Below are 21266 nucleotides of genomic sequence, written 5' to 3' on the forward strand. Positions count from 1 at the left end.
CTGAGGCAAATCCCCTATTTTCATTTCCGGTTACATGTGATAATCTGAACAAAAAGGAGGCGAACGAATGATGAAAAAAGTCATTGGGATTCTGGGGACGACCAATAAAGAGGGACTGACAGCCGAAATGCTCCACGCTGTTTTAGATGGCGCGGCTGAAGCAGGAAATGAAGTCGACTGCATTTATTTAGCGGATCATGATGTGAAAATGAATGGCCCGGTCATCAATAAAATCAGCCGACAAATTGAAGATGCGGACTGTATCGTCTTAGCGGCTCCCACTTATTGGGGAGGCATCAGCGGCTTGGCGAAGAACTTTTTAGATGCAATGCGGCCGAGGTTTGTAGCGACGACGAAAAGAGGCGACGTCAAGCCGACGCGCTATAAAAATAAAACGTATATTTCCATTACCTCATGTTATAAAAGTGCTTTTGAAAACATAGTAGCTGGAGTAACAAATGGCACATTCAATACGATCGACCAAGTATTCACATCAGCAGGAATGCACCGCGTAGGCGAGATCGTGCTGCCGGGAACTTATCATTTAAAACAGCTTCCTACCAAAAAAAGAGAAGAAGCAAAACAAGTAGGGAGCAGAATCGGGCAAAAATTAGACAGAGGAGGATTTGTTTTGAAAAGATATGTGCAGTTATTCGTTATGCTGGCAGTTTCGACATTGATCGTTCGTGGTATCCAAGTCGGGATTGAAAAGATCGGCTGGTTCAACACGACGAATTTTTGGGTGGATTATGCTGTTTTTGTTATTATCTTCTTTCTCTTTCTTTCCATTATGCTACATTCACTAACAGTTCATAACCACAAGCGGAAATAGCCGTTCATAAAGATAATTCCGTTTTTGCTTGGAAAAAGGCGGTTATCCGCTCAAGGAGTTCTTCGGTCATCATGTCGAAGGATTCCTTTTTTTGGTTAGTCAAAATACCGATTGGCGGATGGATATCGAGATCCTCCACAGGAATCGCTTTTGTGCCCGGAACCGTATTCAAATGCGCTGTTTTCGTGAAAATAGAAATGCCCAGATCCTGCGCTACATAATGTTTATGCGCCATGCTACTGGAGACCTCTAATTTCTTGTACGTACTGCCGATTGCCTGCTTCAATTCCTGCTCGATTTGGATCCGAATCGGGCAATTAGCAGGCGTGAAAATAAAACGCTCCTCTTTCAGATCTGCTAGCGTCACGCTTTCTTTCAATGCCAGCGGGTTTTTTTCCGCGACTAAAATATCGAGTGAATCTCGGTAGAAGACTTTGTAATAATTTTCCAATATCAATTCTGGCTCCCCGCAAATCGCAAAATCAATCTCACCTTTCACTAACTTCTTGCTGCAAGTATTCGCATCTTCCACCAGAATGGTAATGTTCAAGTTAGGATATTCTTCTAAAAACGGTGTTAGTACGTGTGGAAGTACCAGGCTCGCAGTTGGTTCGGAAATACCGATCTTGATCTCGCCAGTATTGCCGGCACGCAAGTCGAAGATCGTATGATCTAGCACTTCATATTGGATCAAAAGTTGCTTGGAACGCTCATAAAAAATGTTGCCAGCCTTTGTCAGCTTCAAACTTTTCCCGCGTTCAAACAATTGGACGCCAAGGTCCTGTTCTAGCTGTTTGATTCGCATCGAGATCGTTGGCTGAGAATAATTCAATATCTTGGCCGCCTTTTGAAAACTGCCGGCTTGGACTATAGTTGTAAATGTTTGGATAGCTCGTAGTTCCAATAAAATCGCCCCCTTGATTTTTTGGATATTTCTAACATTATACAATGAAGCGATGTTAGATTCAATGGTTATTCCGATTGAAATACTAAGAATAGCGTTGGGAATAGGTAATTATTAAGAATACTAAAGTGTGATATTACTTTTTTTGATTGGAAAAGGATGCGTTTATCCGCTATAGTAATTAAAACCAAGTAATTGAGTATGAATTGAAAAGGGAGGAAATGAAATGACCAAAATTGTTTTTATCGCCGGAGGTAATCGGGAACGATCTAGACTGACGGGGCTGATCCAGTTCGCCAAGCAGTACTTGGAACGGGAACGAATTCAGATCGATATTATCCAAGTGCATCAGCTCGAAGCACGTGCACTGATCGAAGCTGACTATGCAGCTGTAGATATCCAAACTGCTAATCAGAAAGTTTTAGAAGCGGATGGAATCATTATTTTTACTCCTATTTTTAAAGCAGCCTATTCCGGTATCTTGAAAACTTACCTCGACTTGCTGCCACCAAAGGCTTTTGAAAGAAAGACGGTTTTACCACTTGCGATCGGAGGATCCGTTGGCCACGTGCTAGCGATTCAATACACCTTGGATCCGGTCATCAAAGAACTTGGTGCCGAGCTGATCCATCGCGGAAGATTCGTAGTCGATAAACAAATAGAACTTACGGAGGAAAATACATTTAAATTGGCAGAGGAAGTAGAAAGCAGACTGACACAAACACTTGCTGAGTTTGAAGATGCACTCAAAAGACCGATTCATATATAAGGAGGTAATCAAGATGACGACAGATATTTTTCGTTTAGCAGAAGTGGAGGATGCTCCGGCATTTTTACAATTATTGAGAGATGCTTTTGAACCGATCCGCGATTTGGGAATCGACTGGCCATCGGCTAATGCTACATTGAAATTGGTAACGGAAAACATTATCCGTTCCTCAGCGTTTGTATTGGAACGCGATGGAGAGATCATCTCTACGATCACGATTCGTTTTCCATGGGAAAGCAATAACCCGCCTTCTAAATATCCTTTTGTCTGGTGGTTTGCAACGAAGCCGGAACTCAAAGGCCAAGGAGTCGGGAATAAATTGTTGACCTATGTGGAAGAACGGGTGCTGCGAGATACCCTCAAAGCACCGGCGCTCACACTCGGGACTTCAGCGAAGAAGCATCCATGGCTACTGGCGATGTATGAAAGACGCGGCTATGAAGTATATTTTGAACATGAATCACCCGATGGCGATGTTGGGGTGATGATGCGAAAAGTATTGATACCAGAACGTTTCGATGAAAGCTTGCTTGGAATTCCAAGCTGGACATGAAAGGGGAGTTCAAATGCGAAAAAAGTGGCGTATTATCTTAGGGGCAATTTTGCTGGCACTCGTGCTCTCGGGCTGCGGAGCAAAAGGGGAGGCATCAAGTGGGCCAAAACAAGTTATTATTGGGACTGGAACACAATTTCCGAATATCTGCTTTATTGATAAAAACGGAAAACTGACTGGTTACGATGTGGAAGTTATGCGGGCGATTGACAAGAAACTTCCCGATTATCAATTTAAATTCAAAACGATGGATTTTGCCAACCTATTAACAAGTTTGGCAAATCGCAAGATCGATGTCGTGGCACATAATATGGCGAAAAACAAAGAACGGGAAAAGCAATTTTTATTCAATCAAGAACCATATAATTATTCACCGCTCTACATCACCACGAAAAAGAGCAATAACAGTATCCATACCTTAGATGATCTAAACGGCAAGAATGTTATTGTCGGCGCGACCAGCAATGCCGCGGATTATATCCGCAACTACAACAAGAAAAATGACAACAAGATCCATTTACGCTATGCGGGCCAAGGCTCCAATGATGCCGCCAACCAAATCGAAACGGGACGCGCAGATGCGACACTTTCCACACCGTTTGCAGTTGATTTTCAAAACAAAACACAATCAGCAAAACAAAAAACAGTCGGCAAAGTAATCCTGGATACCAAAGTATATTTCATTTTTGCCAAAAACAATAAAAAATTAGCGGACGAAGTGGATACGGCCATCAAAGAACTTGAAAAAGACGGAACATTAAAAAAATTGAGTGAAAAGTGGCTTGGCGGCGATTATTCCAAGTCCAGCTTTGCTAAATAAAAAGGGGGATATTTATGAAAAAGAAATTAATAAGCATTCTTGCAGTTCTATTACTCACAGTACTGACGGCCTGCTCCAACGCCGATGCCTCAGACAAAAAGGTACAAACGATCACCGTTGGAACGGGAACACAATTTCCCAACATTTGCTTTATTGATAAAAATGGTAAATTGACTGGCTACGATGTAGAACTTATTCGTGAGATCGACAAACGACTGCCGAATTATAAATTTAAATTCAAAACGATGGACTTCTCTAACCTCTTAGTGAGTCTCGGCTCCCAAAAAGTAGATATGGTCGCCCACCAAATGGAAAAAAATAAAGAACGGGCACAAAAATTCTTATTTAATGACGTAGCGTATAATGTTTTTCCGATCCAACTCACAGTTTTAGCAAACAATAAGACAATCAAAAGCATTGACGATCTAGCAGGAAAACGTGTGATCACTAGCGCAACAAGTAATGAAGCAACTTTCCTCAAAAAAGTAAATGAAGAAAATGGCAATAAATTCAAGATCGCTTATGCAGGTCAAGGCTCCAATGATACGGCTAATCAATTGAAAACGGGCCGCGCTGATGCAACGATCTCAACTCCTTTCGCCGTGGATTTCCAAAATAAAACAAGCGACATCAAAGAAAAAGTAGTCGGCGATGTATTGTCAAACGCAAAAGTTTACTTCATGTTCCATAAGAAAGAAACTAAATTAAGCAAAGATGTCGACAAAGCGTTGCAGTCGATCATTGATGACGGGACTTTGAAAAAACTAAGCGAAAAATGGCTTGGTGCAGATTATTCTAAATCGAAGTATTAAGAAGGTGAATGCAAATGGATAAAGGTTTCAGTATCAAAATGATCGGGGACTTTATCCCGACATTATTAGGATATTTACCGATCACGCTCTATATTTTGATTGTCTCCCTGATTTTCGGCTTTATTTTGGGATTGTTACTGGCATTGACTCGAATTTACCGTGTTCCTGTTTTAAGTCAGCTCGGAAAATTATATATATCTTTTTTCCGCGGCACACCGATCATGGTGCAGCTATTCATTGTCTTTTATGGAATCCCAGCCATCACTGCACTGGTAGGGATCGATACATCCAAAATGGACCCGCTGTACGCAGCGATCGCCACTTACGCACTCAGTAGCGCGGCCGGAATCGCAGAAATCGTCCGCGCCGGAGTGAACAGTGTAGAGAAGGGACAGGAAGAGGCGGCTTACAGCATCGGCTTGACCGGCAGACAAACTTTTCTGCGAATCGTTCTGCCACAAGCACTTTTGCAAGCTATGCCTAATTTTGGCAATATGATCATCGGTTTCCTGAAAGATACATCCCTCGCTTTTTCAATCGGGGTCATGGATATGTCAGGGAGAGGACAGACACTGATTTCTTCCAGCAACCATTCTTTGGAAGTTTACATTGCACTGGCAGTTATTTATTACTTAACGGCGATTGTACTAGAACAAGGCTTCAAATGGGTAGAACGGTTTATGAAACGGGATGATACACGCGTTATCACCGTTTACGATATGGAGATATAAAGGAGGGGAAGAAAAAATGGGATTAGATATTCCTTTTATTGGGACAGCATTGACAGCGATGGTAAAAACGATTCCGCTGACACTTGCCATGACGTTCTTTCCACTATTGTTCGGCTTTTTGATCGCGATCTTGATGTCTTTTATCCAAATCAAACATGTGCGCATTTTGGAACCAATCAGTAAGTTTTATGTTTCTTTTTTCCGGAGTACACCAGCGATCCTGCATATCATGCTTATCTATCTGGGGATCCCACTCATCGTTGATAAATTAAGTTCGCAGTTTGACCTAGGTCTCTCGGCAAATAAGATCCCGGTAGCGATTTTTGTGATCATTGCGTTGTCCTTCACTGCCGGTTCCTATTTAACTGAAAGCATCCGCTCCGGAATCATCGCAGTCGATGCTGGACAGATCGAGGCTGCCTATTCCATTGGGATGACACATCGCGAAATGTTGCGGCGGGTACTTTTCCCGCAGGCCTTCATTATCGCGCTGCCGAACTTTACCAATTTGGCGATCGGCTTTTTGCATACCACGTCGATTGCAGCGATCGTGGCAGTACCGGAAATAACGGGGACAGCAACAATCGTGGCATCCGATAACTACGCGTTTTTAGATGCATTTATCGCAGCGGCGATCATTTATTGGCTACTCACGATGATTATTGAGGCGATTCACGCATTATTGGAGAAAAAATTGACTGTTTATCAAGGAGGGGTTAGATGATTCAGGCAACGAATATTCACAAACGTTTTGGTGACAATGAAGTCTTGAAAGGTATTGATCTGCAAGTGAAAAAAGGCGAAGTTGTGACGATTTTAGGCCCAAGTGGCTCGGGCAAAACGACTTTCTTGCGCTGCTTAAACTTGCTTGAACGTCCGGAACAAGGCGAGATCGCGATCGGCGAGCAAGTGATCCAAACGACGAATCCGAAGAAAGCAGAAGTGCTTGCGCTGCGTAAGCATACGGCGATGGTCTTTCAGCATTATAATTTATTTGCCCATAAGACAGTTTTGCAAAATGTCATGGAAGGATTAGTGATCGCTCGGAAGATCCCGAAAAAAATCGCGAAAGAACGGGCGATCGAAGAGTTGACGAAAGTTGGACTGAAAGATAAATTATCCGCTTATCCCAGTCAATTGTCCGGTGGGCAAAAGCAACGGGTGGGAATCGCAAGAGCACTTGCGATCAACCCGGAAGTCATCTTGTTTGATGAACCAACAGCCGCGCTTGACCCGGAATTAGTAGGGGAAGTGCTGGAGGTGATGCTGGAGATCGCACGTCTAGGTGTAACGATGATTGTCGTTACCCACGAGATGGAATTTGCCAAGCGGGTAGCTGATCAAGTCGTCTTCATGGATGGCGGGATCATTGTCGAACAGGGCACACCGAAAGAGGTATTTGAAAATACGCAGCAAGAACGAACCAAACAATTTCTGCGCCGGGTTTCACCGGATTACTTATATCAGATCAAAGAAGTCCCAAAGGAGGAGCGGGTGATATGACAATCAGACTCAGTATTTTAGATCAAAGTATTGCTGATGAAGCGGAAACGCCTGGGGAAACACTGCAAAACACCGTGGACCTTGCCAAGTTTGCCGAACGGATCGGCTATCATCGCTTTTGGGTGGCAGAACATCACGCTTCCGAAGAAGTCGTCGGCCCAGCACCAGAGATCCTGCTCAGCTATTTAGCTGCCAAAACAACAACCATTCAGTTGGCTTCCGGTGGGATCATGCTTCAGCACTATAGCCCCTTTAAAGTAGCCGAACAGTTTCATGTCTTAGCTAATCTGGCGCCCAACCGGATCGCACTAGGTGTCGGAAAAGCGCCGGGCGGTTTCCAACTGGCAACGGAAGCACTTCAATCAGAATTCAAAGCGGAGAAAACAAGCTTTGAAGCAAAATTGGTTGAACTACTGACGTTCACCAGACAGGCTCCGCGCGGGAAGTATGCAGATCTGCAAGCGAGACCATTGCCGCAAGAAGAAGTGCCGATATTTCTATTAGGCGGAAGTGCTGAAAGTGCTGTAATGGCAGCCAAAGCTGGTGTTGGATTTGTCTTTGCCTATTTTATCAACGGAGAAGAAACGGTTTTAAAAGAAGCACGGGAAGCATATGAAGCAAACTTTACCGGCAACGACGCAGCAAAATCATTCCAGCTGGCGGCGATCGTTGCAATCAGTGAGCAAGCCGAAGAAGCACATGCATATGTAGAAACCAGAGAGTCCGTTAAAATCGTACTTGCCGATGGAAAGCGTGTCAATGTCGGAACAAGAGAGCGTGCAGAAGCCTATTTGGAAAATGTTACGCAGGATTATGAGCTCATTATCCAAAAAGCTGGCGTCATTACTGGCGTGAAAGAGACAGTCGGCAAAGAGATCCATAGACTTGCGAAAACGTATCAGATCAACGATTTTTTAGCACTCACCCCGATCAAAAATAAAACGAAAAAACAGCAGTCATACCAATGGTTGAAAGAAGCTGTGGAGGAGGAAGCACATGTCCGTATCTAATAATATCGTTATTTGGAGCAAAAAAGGATGTCACTATTGCCAAGAAATCAAGGAATATTTTGAGACCGAGGAGATTCTTTATCAGGAAGTCGATGTGACAGAACATGATTATTTAAGAGATGTCTTAGATACCAAATACGGCATCAGACATGTGCCGGTAGTGGAAATCGGGAATCAAGAAACAGGCGATTATCATGCGGTGATCGAAGTTGGTTTGGATCATGTGAAAAATGCGATTGCAAAGGTGGCGAATTGAATGGGGAAACAATTAGAATTCGGAACGATCATTCACGGTGTCGGCGGTTCCATGGATGCGTGGCGTCATCCAGATGTCGATCCTAAGGCAAGCACGAATCTAGATTTTTATATTCAAAGAGCACAAACGGCAGAACGCGGCTTATTCAGTTTTCTCTTCATTGCAGACGGTTTGTTTATTTCCGAAAAATCGATTCCACATTTCTTAAACCGCTTTGAACCGATCACGATTTTGTCAGCACTGGCACTTGCAACCAATCATATCGGCTTAGTAGGGACATTTTCAACTTCCTTTACAGAGCCTTTTACCTTGGCACGCCAGCTAGCGTCATTGGACAAGATCAGCGCCGGACGCGCCGGTTGGAACCTAGTTACCTCTCCGCAAGAAGGGGCGGCCCGCAATCATAGTAAAAAAAACCTGCCACCACATTCCGAACGTTATCAGATCGCACAGGAGCATTTAGATGTAGTACGCGGCTTATGGAAATCGTGGGAAAATGACGCCTTTACTTATGACAAAGAAAGCGGCCAGTTTTTTGATTCGGAAAAGCTACATCCGCTGCATCATAAAGGGGAGTATTTTCAAGTAGAGGGTCCGCTGAATGTTTCTCGAAGCGAACAAGGCGAGCCGGTGATTTTTCAAGCAGGCTCTTCAGAAACTGGAAGAGCATTTGCTGCTAAGAATGCCGATGCGATTTTTACCCACGCTAATTCTTTAGAAGAAGCGCAGGCGTTTTACCAAGATGTCAAATCGAAGGCGGCGGCTTACGGCCATGATCCAAAGATTTTTCCGGGCATCGGACCAATCATTGGAGAGACTGCGGAAGAAGCAGAAGAGAAATATCAGCAGTATGCAGAATTGGTACCGATCGAACACGCTGTCACTTTCTTAGGAAGGTTTTTTGACGATTATGACTTTACAAAACATGAATTGGATGAACCTTTCCCAGAGTTGGGCGACATCGGAAAAAATGCCTTTCAAAGCACAACAGATCGCATCAAGCGGCGGTCACGCGAATTAGGGCAGACGCTTAGAGAAGTTGCCATTGAAGCAGCCACGCCGCGCCCGATTTTTATTGGGACTAAAGAGCGGGTGGCTGATTTGATCGAAGAGTGGTTTGTCAACGAAGCAGCAGATGGCTTTATTATCTCTTCTGATAATCCGCATGGCTTGACCGATTTTGTCGATAAAGTCATTCCGATCCTGCAAGAACGTGGTTTATATAAAACAGAATATGCTAGTAACTTGTTAAGAGAAAATTTGGATTTGCGGATCCCAAGTGATCAGCAGGTGATCTATAGTGAGTAATTTGGAAGAGAGATTGACGGCAGTCCGCCGCGATCTGCATCAGCATCCGGAACTTTCTAACCAAGAGTTTGAAACGACTAGAAAAATACGGGCATTTTTAGAAGAATCAGCCATCCCCATCTTGGATTTTCCACTCAAAACAGGTATAATTGCTGAAATTGCGGGCGATAAACCTGGTAAATTGATCGCGTTACGGTCAGACATTGATGCGCTACCGATCCAGGAGCAGACAGAGCTGCCATTCCGCTCTGTTCATCCTGGCATCATGCATGCTTGCGGACATGACATCCATACCGCTGCTCTTCTCGGTGCTGCTCTGTTACTCCAAGAACACCGCGCCGATCTGGCCGGAACCGTCCGCTTTATTTTCCAACCCGCAGAAGAAACAAGTCACGGTGCCAGCAGCATTTTGCAAGCCGGCGTTTTGGAAGGGGTAGCAGCGATTTTCGGGGTTCATAATGATCCTTCGCTGCCAGTCGGAACTTTTGGAACGAAGACGGGCGCATTGACTGCAAGCGTTGACCGTTTTGAAGTAACGATTACTGGAAAAGGCGCGCATGCTGCCAAACCGAACGAAGGAAAAGATGCGATCAGTGCCGGAGCAGAACTTGTCCAAAATTTGGAACGGATCATCAGCAGAGTGATTTCACCAGCCAGCCACGCCGTAATCAGCGTTACTCAGTTCCACAGTGGTTCAACTTGGAATGTGTTGCCGGAACAAGCCTATTTGGAAGGAACCGTTCGCACGTTTGATCAAAGCGTACGGCAACAGATCCAAGCCGAAATGACACGGGTCACAGAAGGACTAGCCCACCTGACAGATACAGAAATTAGATTTAACTGGTATAATGGCGCGCCGGCAATAAACAATGACGAAGCACTGACGGAACTTGCTTTTCAAGTGGCCTCGGAATTGGGATTGACTACACGGGAACTACAGGAAATGGCGATCGGCGAAGATTTTGCTTTTTATCAAGAAAAAGTGCCAGGCGCCTTTGTGATGATTGGATCCGAGTCGGAATTCGACTTGCATCATCCTAAAATCGAACCAAATGAAGCGGTGATTCTCCAAGCAGCTCATTATTTTGAAGCAGTTGCCCTCGCTTATCTCGCAAAATGAGAACCGGATTCCGATTCGGTTCTTTTTTCTGCATTCCTAAATGTAAAGGCTTGCTTTTGACTATGCGGAGCCAATTTAGTATGCTTGGTAAGAAATCATTCTATGCGATTAGAGGGAGATATAAAAATGAAAAAAGTATTGATTGCACATGATTTATCAGGCGTCGGAAAAGTTGCGCTTGGGATCGCCATGCCAGTGCTTTCTGCCATGGGAATCGAAGTAAGTGTCCTTCCAACTGCAGTTTTATCTACACATACGGGATTTGCGGGAAATAGCTATTTATCACTGACAGAAGAAATGAAAAAAATGATCGCGCATTGGAAATCGCTAGACATACGATTTGACGCGATCTATACCGGTTATTTAGGGGAACGAGCGCAAATCGAACTTTTAGCAGAGGCAAAAGAAGCGCTTTTAAATGAAAACGGCTTTTTATTAGTAGATCCTGTTATGGCAGACCGTGGTCAGCTTTATCGCGGTTTTGATGCAGCTTATGTGAAAGAAATGGAAAAACTGGTGGCGCAAGCAGATGTCATCGTTCCCAATCTGACAGAAACATCACTGTTGATCGGTGAAGCATATAATCCAACGTTAAGCAGGAGCGAACTCTTGCTAGATTTTCAAGCCTTATTCCGCTTAGGACCGAAAAATGTCATTATTACTGGAACGGAGCGGGGACCAGATATCGGTGCTAGCTTTATGTCACAATCCGAAGCACGTCTTTCCCATGAATTTGCTCCGAAAGTACCTGGCCATTACTTTGGCACCGGTGATTTATTTGCCAGCATTGTTACAGGGGCACTTGTGCACGGGGCATCCTTGCAAGAGGCAGTGGCTTTAGCAATCAATTTTACCAGTAAGATTATTGAAAGCACGTATGAAGAAGTGGAAGATGTCCGCTATGGAATCCAGTTTGAACCATTTTTACCGGAGTTGTCGATGCGGATGATGCGGCTAGCGTATCGTTGATGCAAATATAGATGATGGGCTGGATTTTAAGCGTTTAAGACATAATAGAGACCTTTTAGGACATTTTTATGTATTTACAAGAACGATATGATATTATAAATACTTCCTTTGTTAATTAGCTGTCCTTTATTATATTGGAGCAACTAATAGTAGCTGACCTTTTTGATAAATAATCAAAGGGTCTTTTTTTATGCAAAGCCAATAGGCGGAACGATATCTTTTTTGTAGATTAGGTTTAGCAGGAAACTAGCAGCATTCAGAGAGTGTGTGTACTTTAATAGCTTAAATAGAGCGAAAAAAACAAACATATCTTCTTGTACATTCGTCAATAAAAAGACAAAATATCGTCACAAATAATTCATTCCTTTTGTATATTAAATCGTATATACTTTTCCAGTGGACAAAAAGTAATATATTTAACATCCAGATCAAAGGAGGAATAAATCATGAGAAAAGTAGTGCAGATTATCATCACCAGTATCCTGATTTTTGGTATGTGTTTAGGGGGAACGACTGCCGTTAACCAAGTACATGCAAAAGCAGGGGATGATCCAGGGGTAACGATCACTTCCCCAGATACCATATCTTCTAGACAACAAGTCGAATTAAAAGTTACATTGTCCGCCTCAGCAGGAAAGTTGGATCAAGATGGGAAAATAGAAATAAAGATTCCCAAAAATAGTGTTGCACAGAAAAATGATCTAACAAACAATTTGATCTTGGGAGACCCGTTTTATTTGCTAGATCCTGCGTTGACAGAGGATTCCGAGGGTAACTATGTGTTGAATGTGGCTTATGATCATACTAAGATCGAGCCCAATGAAGCTACAGGGGAAACCTTTACAATCAAATATCAAGCTCCTGTTTATAAAGAAAATGACGAAAATGTTCCTGATAATGTGAAATTTCAAGCTGACTTATCGAAAGGGGATAAAATAGTCAGTCAAGATACAGACCAATCCAAGATCCAAACGGATAATTCCGGCTTACCGCTATTATCCAAATTCAGCACGCGACCACATAAAACAGTGGATGGAGTCAGTGCAGCAGTGATGAGTATGGATAAACCGGCTTCCAACATTTTTGCCATTGTCGTCAACTATAATCAACAAAATGTAAAAAATGCTGTTTTACGAGATAAAACGCCAGAAAAAACAGAATTACATGATCCGGGAAAATATATTCCAGTTAGCGGAGATAAAACGCCGGTACAACATATTCAGATAGCTAAAGTAACGGATAAAAACGAAACCGGCAACCCGATAGCTTGGAAATTTGTCACAGCTGATTATGCAGATAAAATCACTAGTGATAAAAATGGATTTGCTATCAACTTTGGTGATTTGACTCCCAAAGACAATTTTGTCGTTATGTATGCAGAAAAAGTAGAAGACGGAAGTACGGCGGATACCTTTGGAGTCAAGATGAATACGGCTACACTAGAGAGTAATGGATCAACGCTCAGAACGGCAACTGAACCGCTGATGTTGGATAGTTCGAATTACCATTTTATTACGCTCTCTAAAAAGGTTAGTCAATCAACAATCTCGACAACAAAAGGAACATTTATTTACTCGCTGACAGCAAAAGCTAAAAGTGGGAACATCCCGGCCGGAACTAAAATTGTTGACCCACTGCCGGACTATACGACTTTTGATCATACCGTGAAGCGCGATAATGAGGCGATTTCTAAAGGGGAATACGATGCTAAAAGCCATACGGTCACTTATACGGTATTGAAGGACATCATCGAAGGAACGAATCAGACCATCGATTTTCAAGTGGATTATTCTAACCCGATGGCCAAACAAGGGGATGAAGTGACGAATAAGGCATATATCAATTATGAAGGCACAAATATTTACAGTAATGATGCTACAACTACCTTAGAGGGCAGTGCGATCTTAAAAAAATCTGATGCGAGGACCAAAGATCCATTAGCCGGAGCGGTATTTAAAGTGGTCGATGCTTCTGGCAAAACAGTGAAAAAAGAATTGAAAACTGATGGGGGACGGATTGGTGAAGTCAGGCCTGCTGGCGCCAGGGAAATATCGATTTATCGAGACTAAAGCACCCGCCGGTTATATTTTAGATCCATCTCCTATTCCCTTTGAGGTACAAGCTGGTGCAGAAGGAGCAGTCCATGTAACTAAAGAGAACATAGAAGCAACAAGTGTATCCGGTACTAAGACATGGGAAGACGATCATGATAAAGCCGGTAAGCGACCAACTACTATTACGATCAAGCTTTATCAGAATGGAAAATACTTCAAATCCAAGAAAGTCGATGAGAAAATGGAGTGGAAGTATTTATTCGATGGACTTCCTAAATATGATAAGCAAGGAAAGCAGTACACGTATACAGTAAAAGAAAAGGCTGTCAAAGGATATCAAACGATACAAGACGGTTTTGACTTTACAAATAAATATATCCCTAGCGATCATAGTGTGGTGCCGCCACATCATTCCAATCCCGATAAACCTAAAGACCCTGATCCTGCGGGAAATCGCATCCACCGAACGATCGAAAAACATCTGCCTGCTACGGGAGATACATTATCCGTAAGTGCAGTAGCATTAGGAATCATTATTCTTGCAGCAGTTGCCTATATCCTTCGCAAAAAATATAAAAAGTATCTTGTAAAATAATAGTAATTTCAACCGAAAACGGATGTCCTACTTTTTCATTTGTGAACGAGTAGGACGTCCGTTTTTTTGATTGAATGACTTTAAAAGAGAGCTAAGTATGGATCGAAAAAGATTTTTGTCTTTTTGAAAACAAAAACCTTAAAAAACTTATTTAATAAAGTTATCGTACTCGATTTCCTTATGAAAGCTATATACAGAAATGAGCAGACAATATAAAATTATAAATGAGAGCGCTTACTAAAAAGGGGTGGTTAAAAGAATGGGTCGATGGGGCAAATTTTTACTTCTTTATGCAGGTGGGGTCGTTATTTCGTTAAGTCAGTTGAAAGTACCGCCTGTCATTCCAGAATTGGCAGCAAAGTTCGACACATCTGTTTCCGCATTATCTTGGATAATGTCGATTTTCACTGTTTCAGGGATTTTTATTGCGTTGCCCGGTGGTATGATCGTTGCCCGAATTGGAGCGAAAAAACTGTTATTAGGCATAACCGCTTGTCTAGCATTAGGAAATTTTCTTGGAGCGGTCAGTTCGAACTATACGGTAATGCTGATCTCACGGGCTGTTGAGGGGATATCGTTTTCTACGATCGTGATGACTGGTGTGGTTCTGATCAGTTATTGGTTTAAGGAGAGCGATAATAGTGGTACGGCGATCGGGATATTTACGACTTTTTCTGCTGCCGGGTCACTGATCGCCATGAATATCTTTGCACCGATGGCGGCGCAGTTTGGTCTGCAGTCATTATGGATCTTTACCGGCTGTCTTAGTCTGCTTTTATTTTTCTGCTTTGCACTGTTTCTCAATGCGCCTTCCTCAAAAGCGGAGGGAAGTGCTGGGGAGCAAGGTTTGTTTAGGATCGCGGCTAAAAATAAAAAGATCTGGCTACTAGCGGTGATGCAGGGTTGTATGGCATTCGTGTTATTCACCTTTATCAATATTTATCCACTGCTATTTACTGATTATTATGGATTATCGAAGACGGTCGCTAATTTTTATGCAAGTCTATTCGGGCTTTTCGGGATTCCATTTGGAGTGCTGGCAGGCTACCTGATCGACAAGACGAAAAAACCGGGATTGATCATCAGTACTGCTTTTTTGCTAATGGTATGTGCTTGTCTCGGCAGTGCATACTTGAGTGCATCCACTTACATCCTGCAGATCTTCTGCCTGTCGGTGGCGGCGAGTCTTTCGTCATCCGCCGTTACGATCATGGTGCCGCACATTGCGAAACATAGCAAGATGATCGGTTACAGTATGTCACTGGTCAATCTACTTTATTATTTAGGCATTTTCATCGGCGCCCCGATCATTACGAAAATGATTGAGAAAACATCTTGGCGCTTTGGCATATTTCTTTTAGCAGGAGTGGCAGCGATTGGATTTACAGCAGCGCTTTTCTTCTGGCTCACAAGTACGCGAACATTATCATTACAAGAGGAGGAATTATCATGACGACTAAATTTGAAACCGGACTAACTTATGCGAGGGAATTGGATCAGCAAGATGATTTAAAGCAGATGAGAGAACATTTCTATATTCAACCTGGGGAAATTTATATGGACGGCAACTCCTTAGGGCTTTCTTCTAAAGAAGCTGAGGCCGCGTTGTTAAGAATGATGGAAGTATGGAAAAAAGAAGGAATCAAGATCTGGAATGTGGAAGATGGCAAGTATTATCATTATTCCAATAAACTTGCTGCATTGACGGCTCCTCTGATTCATGCAGATGCTGGTGAGATCGCAATTGCCGGCAGTACCACTGCGAATATCCATCAATGTATCAGTACGTTTTATCAGCCGACTACGGAAAAATATAAAATCTTGGTGGATGACTTGAATTTCCCGACAGACCGATACGCTGTGGACAGCCAAGTTCGATTAAAGGGGCTGGACCCAAGCGAAGCTGTCAAAGTGGTGGCAAGTGAGGACGGCAAGACATTGTCAGCAGAGAAAATCATCGCAGCCATGACGCCAGATGTAGCGCTCATTTTGTTGCCGGCAGTACTGTATCGCAGTGCCCAGATCCTCGATATGAAGAAAATCACAACAGCAGCTCGGAAACGTGGCATTTATATCGGTTGGGATCTCTGTCATGCGATTGGGGCGATCGAAATGAATTTTACCGAACTGCAGGCTGATTTTGCTGTCTGGTGTACCTATAAGTATTTAGGCGGTGGTCCAGGCTCGATTGCCGGTCTTTACATCAATAAGAAACACTTTGCGAAAATGCCGGGGATGACAGGCTGGTTTGGGAATAAAGATGAAACACAATTCCAATTGAAACATACATTTGAACCAGCACCTGACGCTAGCGGCTGGCAAGTGGGAACACCATCACTATTCTCCATGGCACCACTAGAAGGGGCATTGCAGATTTTTGCACAAGTTGGAATGCCAGCTATCAGAAAAAAATCACTGCAGATCACTGCCTATTTGATGTATTTGATCGATGAGAAATTGCAGGCATATGGCTATGGCGTGGGAAATCCAAGGGAAAACGAGGCACGCGGCGGACATGTTTGTCTGGAACATGATGAGGCTTACCGCATTTCGCTGGCGTTGAAAGATAAAGGTGTGATCCCAGACTTTCGAGAACCAAATGTCATTCGTTTAGCACCAATTGCATTTTATACGTCTTATGAGGAAGTTTATCGGGTAGTAGAGATACTAGAGGAGATCTTTGTTGAAAAGACATTCCTGGAGTACAGCGACAAACGCGGGTTAGTCGTATAAAAAGGAGGAAACAAACATGAAAATAGGTGTACCAAAAGAAATCAAAAATCGTGAAAACCGAGTAGCGATCACCCCAGCAGGAGTTTCACAACTGGTAAAAAGCGGTCATCAAGTTCAGATCGAAAAGCAAGCTGGCGAAGGTTCCGGTTTCGCAGATAAAGAATATCAAGAAGCTGGTGCAGTAATTGTGGAAACGGCACAGGAAGCGTGGCAGGGAGATATGGTCATGAAAGTAAAAGAACCACTTCCGGAAGAATATCCGTATTTCCGTTCCGATCTGATTTTATTTACGTATCTCCACTTAGCACCAGCTAAAGAGCTGACCGAAGCGATTTTAGCAAGTGAAATGACAGCAATTGCTTATGAAACAGTACAGCTTTCTGACGGAAGTCTGCCGCTTCTGACGCCGATGAGTGAAGTAGCGGGCAGAATGTCTGCCCAAGTAGTTGCGCAAATCTTGGAACAACCACATGGGGGAAAAGGGATTTTATTGTCTGGGGTTCCCGGGGTAGAGCGTGGCTCAGTCGTCATCATCGGTGGTGGCGTGGCAGGAACGAACGCAGCGAAAATCGCGATCGGACTTGGTGCCAATGTTACGATCTTAGATGTCAGCGCCAAACGGCTGGCGCAATTAGATGATTTATTTGGGAACGCGATTCAAACCCACATGTCGAATAGCCATCAAATCGCAGAAGTCGTAAAAGATGCCGATGCTGTCATCGGGGCTGTTCTTTTGCCAGGCGGCGCCAAAGCACCAAAACTTGTCAGTGAAGAAATGGTGCGCTCGATGAAGCCGGGATCTGTTTTAGTAGACATTGCGGTCGACCAAGGAGGGATTTTCGCTACAACAGACCGGATCACGACCCATGATGATCCCACCTATGAAAAATTCGGCGTCGTCCATTATGCAGTTGCCAATATGCCAGGCGCTGTGCCAAGGACCTCCACATTAGCATTGACTAATGTGACTATGCCTTATGCTGTCAAAATCGCAAACCAAGGAGTACGTGAAGCAGCAAAAAATGACGAAGCTCTAGCGAAGGGGATCAATGCCATAGATGGCAAACTCACCATAAAAAAAGTAAGTGAAGAACAACAACTTCCATACAGCGCTATCGCGGATTTACTGTAACCGTTATGACATTTTATGATAGAATATAAACGGTGATGAAAATGGATGAGATCGATAAAAAAATACTACAGTTATTACAGCACAACAGCCGCATATCTATCAAGGAAATGTCCAAGCAAATCTCATTATCGGAACCCAGCGTTAAAACACGCATGGATCGATTGATCGAAAATGGAGTAATTGAGAAATTTACGATCCAGATCAATGAAGCTAAGTTGGGCTTGACTATCCCGTATATTATTAAGATCAGCAATATCCAAGTAACGATCCACGAACTTGTCGAGGTCCTCAAAAACTATCCGAACATTACGGAAGCGCATGCTGTGACCGGCGGCGAAAATTATATCGTGAAAGGTCGTGCCCAAGATATTGCAGAGATCGATCGCTTGCTGAATCAGCTTATGCCATATGGCACGATCAATACGTCGATTATTCTAGAATCGCCGATCGAGCGGGAAATCCGAATTGAATAAAAAAGCTCGAATCTACTCGAGCTTTTTTATTTTAAGCAAAAATCATTGTCATTTGTGCAAATAAATAAGGTGCTTCACAAAAAAGTTCGAAAATTTGTCACATTTTGTGGCGCGTAAATGCAGTATACTTTAATAGAGTACAACAACTTAAAAAGGAGGACATAAAATGTACAAAAAATTAATGAAATTAGGTCTAGTTTTAATTTTAGCTTTAAGTGTTGTTGCCGGATTGAATCCACCTAAAGCAACAGCTGCAGCAAAAACGATCTCCTATTATGCTAAAGAAGGTGCCTATATTTATAAAGGCAAAAGTACGAAATCAAAAAAACTCAAGTTATTGAATCAAAATCAAAAAGTAGGTACGAAAACAAGTAAAAAAGCAAGTTACTTCAAAGTAAAAGTTGGGAAAACAAGCGGTTATGTTGCAAAGTCACAAATGTACACAAAACCAACATGGGTATACAAAGCCAACTATAAAAACATCTTCGTATACAAGAATGCGAAAAAAACAAGCTCTACCCATTTGAAGAATGCGAAAGGCGCTTACCTTGTCAGTCATAAAAAACCAGGCAACTATCTTGTACAAATCACTTATAAAGGAAAAAATTACTATACAACCTCTTTAAATATCAATATCGACTATAAAGTCAGCAAGGTTCGTAAAGCATTCAAAGCAATCAAACATAAAACAAAACGAGACTACGAAAATCAAAGTGCTTATTCCAATTATTATTACTTTGTTAATAAAGGCAGAGCAAACCAATTAAAAGCAAAGCTGAAAGCATATGGCTTTGTCGAAAACAACAATGGCGATGCCCTGTATACTTTCCGCTATAAAGGATATGACGCAGGGAAATACAGCGATTATAATTTCCGCGTGGCAAAATAAAAAAGAAATGGAGATCACGATAATGATCTCCATTTCTTTTTTTTATAGCATGAAACTTCCGAATATAGTTTTACCATCAGTGTTATTGTGGTAATAACTAACAAAGGAGGTTTTTTTGGTGGATACGAAATGGAAAGAGCTATTAGAAGTTGGGGAGATCCATGCAATCAAACCCGTTGCAGGAGGAGATATCAACGACAACTATCAAGTGATCGCGGAAACTGGGGAATACTTCTTGAAAGTGCAGCCGGAAACGGATGCCGACTTTTTTGAAGCAGAAGCGATGGGATTGGAAAAGTTAAATAAAGTAGTAAATACGCCGACTGTATTGAAAACCGGAGAAACGGACAGCGACGCTTTTTTATTGATGACCTATGTGGAACCGGGAAACCGCAGTAACCCAGCGGAATTAGGGGAACAATTAGCACAGATACACCGGCAGACAGCAGATGCATTTGGGCTGGAAGAGGATAATTATATCGGCAGCCTGCCGCAATACAACGGCTGGAAGGCAGATTGGGCGGAATTTTACATTGAAAACCGGCTACAGCCACAAATCGATTTTACTATTCAAAACGGTTATTGGAATGCAAATCGGGAGACGCAGTGGCAGCGATTGGCTGAGCAGATTCGTAAAACCTATACGAATATCGAAGTGGAGCCGAGTCTGCTGCATGGAGACCTCTGGGGCGGGAATGTGTTATTCAATCGGGAAAACAAAGTAACATTTATTGATCCAGCGGTTTATTACGGCGATCGGGAAGTAGATATCGCCATGACAAAACTATTTGGCAGTTTTGATGATGCTTTTTATGAAGCCTATCAAAAAAACTATCCGCTTCGTGATGATGCCGATGAGCGGATAGCTTGGTACCAATTATATTATTTGCTCGTGCATTTAAATGTCTTCGGTACGAGCTATCTAGGTTCCATTGATCGCATTTTGAAAAGTTATTGATTTTGGACAAAAACAGTTTCAAAAACAAAAGTTTCATAAGTATGGCGCGTGATTGAGTATTCAAAAACACGGCCATCTTCTAAATGACCTACTTTTTCGATCTCCATCATAAAAGTAGGTTCTTTTAGGTTCAAAAGCTTGCTGTCTTCAGCGTTGGAACGATCACCACGAATCCAGACATGGTTGCTCTTGATTCTTAAATGCAAGGTTTCACGAATGTAATTGTAGACAGAGCCCTCTAGGTGTTTCGGTTCTAAACCGGGAATGATCGAAAGCGGCATAAAAGTATGTTCGATCGAATAGGGACGATGATCGACTTCTCGCACGCGGACGATCCGGTAGATATAAGCATCCTCGATCTCCAGTTTTTGAGCGATCTCTGCGGAGGGTTTTTCAATCGAAAAGACAGCAACTGTGGAGTGGATATGGTCGCTCCCAACGGTATCTGCAAGCCCAGCAAGCGGAGAAAGAATAAATTCGTTGGCATTCGGTGCATGTGATTTAACAAATGTTCCTGAGCCACGTCTGCGAATGATCATTCCTTCCTGCACTAGCATATCTAATGCTTTTTTAACCGTTAGTTTACTGCATTGATAGTGAACAGCAAGCGAATTGCCATCCGGTAATTTTTCATTGATCTCATAATGGTTTTGGTTGATCTTCTCTCTAATATCCATGTAAATCTGCATGTATTTTGCCATCTCTGTCAAATTTTCCACCCCTCATTGGTAATAAGTATAGTATAACATATACTTATCATGTCTTCTAATTAAAAACACGTTCTTTTCAGTAAAAGTATATATCTTTTTAAAAAGATATTGTCTTTTATAAGAAGCTGTGTTATA

General features: G+C 42.7%; 23 protein-coding genes. 21 read left to right on the forward strand and 2 right to left on the reverse strand.

The annotated features are described in order from the left end of the window. Positions 1 to 67: 67 nt before the first annotated feature. Entirely contained in the window at positions 68 to 832 is a 765-nt protein-coding gene (locus tag HMPREF0556_RS08680; protein ID WP_003757698.1) for a flavodoxin family protein, read from the forward strand. A 4-nt stretch (positions 833 to 836) separates the two neighbouring features. On the opposite strand, the gene HMPREF0556_RS08685 is transcribed toward HMPREF0556_RS08680, so the two are convergent. Further along, entirely contained in the window at positions 837 to 1736 is a 900-nt protein-coding gene (locus HMPREF0556_RS08685; RefSeq protein ID WP_040486685.1) for a LysR family transcriptional regulator, read from the reverse strand. 226 nt (positions 1737 to 1962) lie between these two features. Between HMPREF0556_RS08685 and ssuE the strand changes: the two genes are divergently transcribed. The 20 genes from ssuE to HMPREF0556_RS08780 all read left to right on the forward strand — a co-directional run bounded on the left by ssuE (position 1963) and on the right by HMPREF0556_RS08780 (position 20421). Then, positions 1963 to 2505 (forward strand): NADPH-dependent FMN reductase, encoded by a 543-nt coding sequence (gene ssuE / locus HMPREF0556_RS08690; RefSeq protein ID WP_003757701.1) that lies wholly within the window; start codon positions 1963 to 1965, stop codon positions 2503 to 2505. A gap of 13 nt (positions 2506 to 2518) precedes the next feature. Next, positions 2519 to 3058, forward strand: coding sequence for a GNAT family N-acetyltransferase (locus HMPREF0556_RS08695; RefSeq protein WP_040486686.1), 540 nt, complete (start codon positions 2519 to 2521; stop codon positions 3056 to 3058). Positions 3059 to 3071: 13 nt separating this feature from the next. Further along, entirely contained in the window at positions 3072 to 3878 is an 807-nt protein-coding gene (locus HMPREF0556_RS08700; RefSeq protein WP_040486687.1) for an amino acid ABC transporter substrate-binding protein, read from the forward strand. A 14-nt stretch (positions 3879 to 3892) separates the two neighbouring features. Then, positions 3893 to 4690, forward strand: a complete 798-nt coding sequence (locus HMPREF0556_RS08705; RefSeq protein WP_003757707.1) for an amino acid ABC transporter substrate-binding protein — start codon at positions 3893 to 3895, stop codon at positions 4688 to 4690. A gap of 14 nt (positions 4691 to 4704) precedes the next feature. Next, positions 4705 to 5421, forward strand: coding sequence for an amino acid ABC transporter permease (locus HMPREF0556_RS08710; protein WP_040486688.1), 717 nt, complete (start codon positions 4705 to 4707; stop codon positions 5419 to 5421). Positions 5422 to 5437: 16 nt separating this feature from the next. Further along, positions 5438 to 6145 carry an amino acid ABC transporter permease gene (locus tag HMPREF0556_RS08715; protein WP_040486689.1) on the forward strand — a complete coding sequence of 236 codons (708 nt, stop codon included), beginning with the start codon at positions 5438 to 5440 and terminating at the stop codon, positions 6143 to 6145. Then, entirely contained in the window at positions 6142 to 6924 is a 783-nt protein-coding gene (locus tag HMPREF0556_RS08720) for an amino acid ABC transporter ATP-binding protein (RefSeq protein WP_003757712.1), read from the forward strand. Before HMPREF0556_RS08715 ends, HMPREF0556_RS08720 begins: the two co-directional genes overlap by 4 nt. After that, complete coding sequence (locus HMPREF0556_RS08725; RefSeq protein ID WP_003757714.1) at positions 6921 to 7934, forward strand: MsnO8 family LLM class oxidoreductase; 1014 nt, start codon at positions 6921 to 6923, stop codon at positions 7932 to 7934. The genes HMPREF0556_RS08720 and HMPREF0556_RS08725 overlap by 4 nt, the downstream gene beginning before the upstream one ends. After that, positions 7921 to 8190, forward strand: coding sequence for a glutaredoxin family protein (locus HMPREF0556_RS08730; protein ID WP_003757716.1), 270 nt, complete (start codon positions 7921 to 7923; stop codon positions 8188 to 8190). The genes HMPREF0556_RS08725 and HMPREF0556_RS08730 overlap by 14 nt, the downstream gene beginning before the upstream one ends. Next, the gene (locus HMPREF0556_RS08735) at positions 8191 to 9498 is read left to right on the forward strand and encodes an LLM class flavin-dependent oxidoreductase (protein WP_003757718.1); all 1308 of its coding nucleotides are present in this window, start codon (positions 8191 to 8193) and stop codon (positions 9496 to 9498) included. Further along, positions 9491 to 10618, forward strand: a complete 1128-nt coding sequence (locus HMPREF0556_RS08740) for an amidohydrolase (RefSeq protein ID WP_003757720.1) — start codon at positions 9491 to 9493, stop codon at positions 10616 to 10618. The genes HMPREF0556_RS08735 and HMPREF0556_RS08740 overlap by 8 nt, the downstream gene beginning before the upstream one ends. 126 nt (positions 10619 to 10744) lie before the next feature. Beyond that, on the forward strand, positions 10745 to 11587 hold the full coding sequence (locus HMPREF0556_RS08745) for a pyridoxamine kinase (protein ID WP_050777018.1): 843 nt from the start codon (positions 10745 to 10747) through the stop codon (positions 11585 to 11587). A gap of 446 nt (positions 11588 to 12033) precedes the next feature. Continuing rightward, the gene (locus tag HMPREF0556_RS08750; RefSeq protein ID WP_003757723.1) at positions 12034 to 13656 is read left to right on the forward strand and encodes a SpaA isopeptide-forming pilin-related protein; all 1623 of its coding nucleotides are present in this window, start codon (positions 12034 to 12036) and stop codon (positions 13654 to 13656) included. Then, on the forward strand, positions 13607 to 14236 hold the full coding sequence (locus tag HMPREF0556_RS13040) for a Cna B-type domain-containing protein (RefSeq protein ID WP_050777019.1): 630 nt from the start codon (positions 13607 to 13609) through the stop codon (positions 14234 to 14236). The genes HMPREF0556_RS08750 and HMPREF0556_RS13040 overlap by 50 nt, the downstream gene beginning before the upstream one ends. Positions 14237 to 14495: 259 nt before the next feature. After that, the gene (locus tag HMPREF0556_RS08755; RefSeq protein ID WP_003757727.1) at positions 14496 to 15689 is read left to right on the forward strand and encodes an MFS transporter; all 1194 of its coding nucleotides are present in this window, start codon (positions 14496 to 14498) and stop codon (positions 15687 to 15689) included. Then, positions 15686 to 16969, forward strand: coding sequence for a kynureninase (gene kynU, locus HMPREF0556_RS08760; RefSeq protein ID WP_003757731.1), 1284 nt, complete (start codon positions 15686 to 15688; stop codon positions 16967 to 16969). Before HMPREF0556_RS08755 ends, kynU begins: the two co-directional genes overlap by 4 nt. A gap of 16 nt (positions 16970 to 16985) precedes the next feature. Beyond that, on the forward strand, positions 16986 to 18101 hold the full coding sequence (ald, locus tag HMPREF0556_RS08765) for an alanine dehydrogenase (protein WP_003757732.1): 1116 nt from the start codon (positions 16986 to 16988) through the stop codon (positions 18099 to 18101). Between the two features lie 35 nt (positions 18102 to 18136). Next, the gene (locus HMPREF0556_RS08770) at positions 18137 to 18574 is read left to right on the forward strand and encodes an Lrp/AsnC family transcriptional regulator (protein ID WP_003757733.1); all 438 of its coding nucleotides are present in this window, start codon (positions 18137 to 18139) and stop codon (positions 18572 to 18574) included. 166 nt (positions 18575 to 18740) lie between these two features. Further along, the gene (locus tag HMPREF0556_RS08775) at positions 18741 to 19463 is read left to right on the forward strand and encodes a hypothetical protein (protein ID WP_003757735.1); all 723 of its coding nucleotides are present in this window, start codon (positions 18741 to 18743) and stop codon (positions 19461 to 19463) included. 118 nt (positions 19464 to 19581) lie between these two features. Then, entirely contained in the window at positions 19582 to 20421 is an 840-nt protein-coding gene (locus tag HMPREF0556_RS08780) for a fructosamine kinase family protein (RefSeq protein WP_003757737.1), read from the forward strand. Here the strand turns inward: HMPREF0556_RS08780 and HMPREF0556_RS08785 are convergent. Beyond that, the gene (locus HMPREF0556_RS08785; protein WP_003757739.1) at positions 20415 to 21131 is read right to left on the reverse strand and encodes a GntR family transcriptional regulator; all 717 of its coding nucleotides are present in this window, start codon (positions 21129 to 21131) and stop codon (positions 20415 to 20417) included. The genes HMPREF0556_RS08780 and HMPREF0556_RS08785 overlap by 7 nt on opposite strands. Between the last annotated feature and the right edge of the window lie 135 nt (positions 21132 to 21266).

This window comes from Listeria grayi DSM 20601 (genome assembly GCF_000148995.1).
Classification (GTDB): Bacteria; Bacillota; Bacilli; order Lactobacillales; family Listeriaceae; genus Listeria; species Listeria grayi.